This window comes from Butyricicoccus sp. (assembly GCF_050872565.1).
GTDB lineage: Bacteria > Bacillota > Clostridia > Oscillospirales > Butyricicoccaceae > Butyricicoccus_A.
On the sequence record NZ_JBNMHC010000187.1, the window covers coordinates 1 to 4460 of the forward strand.

The 4460-nt window shown below is 52.1% G+C and carries 5 protein-coding genes and 1 pseudogene; 1 reads left to right on the plus strand and 5 read right to left on the minus strand.

The window, feature by feature from the left end; translation table 11 throughout:
• The 4 genes and pseudogenes from ACR0P9_RS08225 to pyrR all read right to left on the minus strand — a co-directional run.
• Positions 1 to 975 (minus strand): annotated as a pseudogene (locus tag ACR0P9_RS08225) (carbamoyl-phosphate synthase large subunit); the annotation flags it as partial.
• Entirely contained in the window at positions 975 to 2075 is a 1101-nt protein-coding gene (locus ACR0P9_RS08230) for a carbamoyl phosphate synthase small subunit (protein WP_432619097.1), read from the minus strand. The gene ACR0P9_RS08230 and the pseudogene ACR0P9_RS08225, both read right to left, overlap by 1 nt.
• Before the next feature lie 65 nt (positions 2076 to 2140).
• The gene (gene pyrF, locus ACR0P9_RS08235; protein ID WP_432619098.1) at positions 2141 to 3049 is read right to left on the minus strand and encodes an orotidine-5'-phosphate decarboxylase; all 909 of its coding nucleotides are present in this window, start codon (positions 3047 to 3049) and stop codon (positions 2141 to 2143) included.
• A gap of 34 nt (positions 3050 to 3083) precedes the next feature.
• Positions 3084 to 3626 (minus strand): bifunctional pyr operon transcriptional regulator/uracil phosphoribosyltransferase PyrR, encoded by a 543-nt coding sequence (pyrR, locus tag ACR0P9_RS08240; RefSeq protein WP_432619099.1) that lies wholly within the window; start codon positions 3624 to 3626, stop codon positions 3084 to 3086.
• 378 nt (positions 3627 to 4004) lie between these two features.
• Between pyrR and ACR0P9_RS08245 the strand changes: the two genes are divergently transcribed.
• The gene (locus tag ACR0P9_RS08245) at positions 4005 to 4202 is read left to right on the plus strand and encodes a hypothetical protein (RefSeq protein ID WP_432619101.1); all 198 of its coding nucleotides are present in this window, start codon (positions 4005 to 4007) and stop codon (positions 4200 to 4202) included.
• A 50-nt stretch (positions 4203 to 4252) separates the two neighbouring features.
• On the opposite strand, the gene ACR0P9_RS08250 is transcribed toward ACR0P9_RS08245, so the two are convergent.
• A partial coding sequence (locus ACR0P9_RS08250; protein ID WP_432619102.1) for a hypothetical protein occupies positions 4253 to 4460 on the minus strand: 208 nt, incomplete at its 5' end.

Below are 4460 nucleotides of genomic sequence, written 5' to 3' on the forward strand. Positions count from 1 at the left end.
AATCTTTGCTGCGATCTTTGCAATCGGATAACCGGTTGCCTTGGATGCCAGTGCGGAGGAACGCGATACACGCGGGTTTACCTCGATAACGGCATACTCAAAGGAATCCGGATGCAGAGCAAACTGTACGTTACAGCCGCCCTCAATGCCCAGCTCGGTGATGATCTTGAGCGCAGAAGTACGCAGCATCTGATACTCATGGTCACACAGCGTCTGGCTCGGTGCAACAACGACAGAGTCGCCGGTGTGTACGCCGACCGGATCAATATTTTCCATGTTACAAACCGTGATGACATTGCCCTTGCCGTCACGCATTACTTCGTACTCGACTTCCTTCCAGCCTGCAATGCACTTCTCGACCAGAATTTCATCTACACGAGAGTACATGATACCGGAAGCTGCGATTTCACGCAGTTCGTCCCAAGTATAGGCAATACCGCCGCCGGTGCCGCCGAGCGTATATGCCGGACGAATGATAACCGGCAGACCGATTTCTTCGGTAAATGCAACGGCATCTTCTACGGTGTGTACAACCTTGGATGCGATAATCGGCTCATGGATCTTCTCCATAGTGTCCTTAAACATCTGACGGTCTTCTGCCTTGTCAATGGTTGTCGGGTTTGCGCCCAGCAGCTTTACCCCGTACTCATCGAGGAAGCCGCTTGCTACCAGATCCATCGCGATGTTCAGACCGGTCTGACCGCCCAGTGTCGGCAGAATGGAGTCCGGACGCTCTTTCTTGATGATTTCTTCCACGCACGGAATGGTCATCGGCTCGATATATACCTTATCTGCCATGGCCTTATCGGTCATGATGGTAGCCGGATTGGAGTTTACCAGAACGACTTCCAGACCTTCTTCGCGCAGAGCACGGCAAGCCTGTGTACCTGCGTAGTCGAACTCAGCAGCCTGACCGATGACAATCGGACCGGAGCCAAGTACCATTACCTTATGAATATCTTTGCGCAGCGGCATTACTGAGCGCCTCCTTTCTTCTCATCCATGAGTGCAATAAACTGATCGAACAGATATGCCGTGTCTTCCGGACCCGGCTTGACTTCCGGATGATACTGAACGGTGAAGATCGGCGCATGAAGATGCTCGATGCCTTCACAGGTATTGTCGTTGATATTGATGTGGCTGACACGAGCGATTTCCGGATTAACGGTCTCGCCCAGAACAGCATAGCCGTGGTTCTGGCTGGTGATATAAGTGCGGTCGTGTGCCAGATCCTTTACCGGATGGTTGACGCCGCGATGACCGAAGACCATCTTCTTGGTCTTTGCGCCGATGGACAGAGCCAGCAGCTGATGACCCAGACAGATGCCAAAGATCGGCATACCGGACTTGATGAGCACCTTCAGGTTTTCAATGATCTCGGTGTTTTCCTCCGGATCGCCAGGGCCGTTGGAGAGCATGATGCCGTCATAGCCGCCATTCAGAATCTCTTCCGGCTTGGTGTATGCCGGCAGAACGGTAACTTCACAGCCGCGTGCACACAGCTCACGGCGAATGTTGCGCTTGACACCGAAGTCCAGCAGCGCAACGCGATGCTTCTGGGTCTCTGCGGTGGTCGGATAAACCTTTGGCTCAGAAATGGTAACTGTCTTAACAGCATTGGTTACCTTGTATGCCTTCATTTCTGCAATCTGCTCCTCTGTCGGCTCATAGCCCTCAGAATACAGAATGCCGTTCATAACGCCGCTGTTTCTCAGGATACGGGTCAGGCGGCGGGTATCAATGCCAGCCAGACCAACGATGCCCTCGCTCTTGAGATATTCATCCAGCGAGCGGTCACAGCGCCAGTTAGACGGATATGCACATGCTTCACGCATGATAAAGCCGGAAACCCAGCACTTGCGCGACTCAAAGTCCTCAGCATTGAGACCATAGTTGCCGATAAGCGGGTAGGTCATGCAGACAGACTGTCCGTAATAAGACGGGTCAGTCAGGACTTCCTGATAGCCTGCCATGCCGGTATTGAATACGATTTCCGCAATAGATGCGCCCTCTGCACCGACGCTGACGCCTTCAAACAGCGTGCCGTCAGCCAGCAGGAGATAGGCCTTCTTCAAGTTCCAAACACTCCTCTTCTATTCAAACGATGTTGTTTTTACTATCTATATCAAAAAATTTTGACTTACTTGATTGCACTTACGATGTCATCACGCATACGAATCGCTTCCTTGCGTGCTGCTTCCTGATAATCCAGATCGCACTTCTTCCAAGCACACATGATACCGCGGGAAGAATTGACAATTGCGCCCAGACCGTCGTCATTGAATGCATTGGCGATGTCCTTGGCGGTTGCGCCCTGTGCGCCGTATCCCGGTACCAGGAAATAGCTGTGCGGGATAATCTGACGGATGATCTTCTGCTCTTCCGGATAGGTTGCGCCGACAACGGCACCGACCTGCGAATAGCCGCATTCTGTCATCAGACCTTCGCCCCACTCGGCAACCTTCTCTGCCATGCGAACGTACAGCGGCTGGTCACCCATCAGCTTGTTCTGGAACTCACCAGAGGACTTGTTCGAGGTCTTCACCAGCACATAAATGCCGCGGTCACGTGCTTCGCACTCATTGAGGAACGGGGTGATGCCATCAGTACCCAGATAGGCATTGACGGTGCAGGAATCACAGTTGTATACCGGCAGGCTCTCGCCGCAAACTTCGCTCTCGCCCAGATATGCCTGTGCATATGCGGTTGCGGTTGCGCCAATGTCGTTTCGCTTGATGTCCGCGATGACATACATGCCCTTCTCGTGTGCATACGCGATGGTATCGCGCAGAACAATCGCACCTTCCGGTCCCAGCAGCTCATAATATGCTGCCTGCGGCTTGATTGCCGGTACAATGTCGTGCAGGGCATCAATCAAGCCCTTGTTGAACTCCATCATGCTGGCAGCAGCAGCCTTGAGGGTCTTGCCATACTGTGCGGTGTACTTTTCAGTGATATACGCCGGAATGTACTCCAGACGCGCATCCAGACCGGCAACGGTCGGATTATTTTTCTCACGGATCTTGCGAACCAGTGTATTTACGGACATGACTCTTTTCCTCCTGTGTTCGTATCTTACTCATTCAAACGGATTGCGCGCCGGTCAAAATAACCACGCTGTCTTTTCCGTCATATTCTTTTACATATACCCGCACCAATTCAGATCTGGACGTCGGCAAATTCTTTCCGACAAAATCCGGACGAATCGGCAGTTCCCGATGCCCGCGGTCTATGAGGGCTGCCAGCTGAATGCGCTGGGCGCGTCCCATATGCAGCACCGCTTCCATCGCCGCGCGAACGGTACGTCCGGTGGACAGCACATCATCGACAATCAGCACCGTTTTCTGGGAAATGTCGTCGATTTCCGGCAGCTGACAGGCGATAGCATCCTCCGGATGGTCATCTCGAAAGCCGGTAATATCCAGCGAAACGACCTGTGGCCGCGTGCCTTCCACTTCTGCAATTTTATTTGCCATGCGCTCTGCCAGATATACGCCGCGCGTGCGAATACCAGCGAGCACCAAATCGACGGCACCATGATTGCGTTCAATGACTTCATACGAAATGCGGTTAATCGCCCGCCGCATGGCACCCTCGTCCATAATCTCGGCTTTTTTCTGCTCCATCGCTGCCCTTCCTTCTGTCGAACAACAAAAAACGGCTTCTCGCACCTGTGGCGGGAAACCGAAAATCTACAGAGCGAGTATGGGTATAGCTACCGTGTGCTCTCAATCAACTTTATCCAAACGCCTTGCTGAACTCACGGGGACAGCTTAAAGGTGCATATTCTCTGCTATTTATTATATACCTTCTTTAAATTTTTGTAAACCGGATTCTTTGCCAAACTTCCCGTCGGAATGCACAGGATGGCACTTTTTTTCCAAAAAATTTTGTTCATGTGTCAAATCTTGTTCAAAAGCAAGTTTTTCCAGCGATTTTCCGCATATTTTTGTGATTTTCCGGGCAAACTTTCGACAAAACGCGAGGAAAGGTGGTTGCATGTTATGAACTCTGGAATGTTTGCCGTCGGCGTTGTCACCGGACTTGCCGGAGCGGCCGCCGCTGTCATGGCGGTCAATTATCGTCTTGCCGGAACCGATCTCGGTCGTTCGGTCTCCCGCACCGCCCATCACACCGCCGGTATGGTCAGCCGCGCTGCCCATGAGGCAGCTGACACGGTAGACCGCATGGTTTCCGATTGACGCAGACAGACACACAAAGAGGCGGCAAATCTTTGCCGCCTCTACAATATTCATCCCTTCAGGGCGCACTGAAACATCTCGTTCAGCTCATCAATCAATACATCATCTGCCGCCTGACCATCGTCTTGCAGCCACAATGTAACGCAGCCAATAATACCGCTGGACATAAAGCGGTTGTGATAATTTCTGCTCTTTTCGCTCTCGTTGATGTCCAATGCATTGCGCGTGCGATTGACCACATCTTCAATGACATTCATG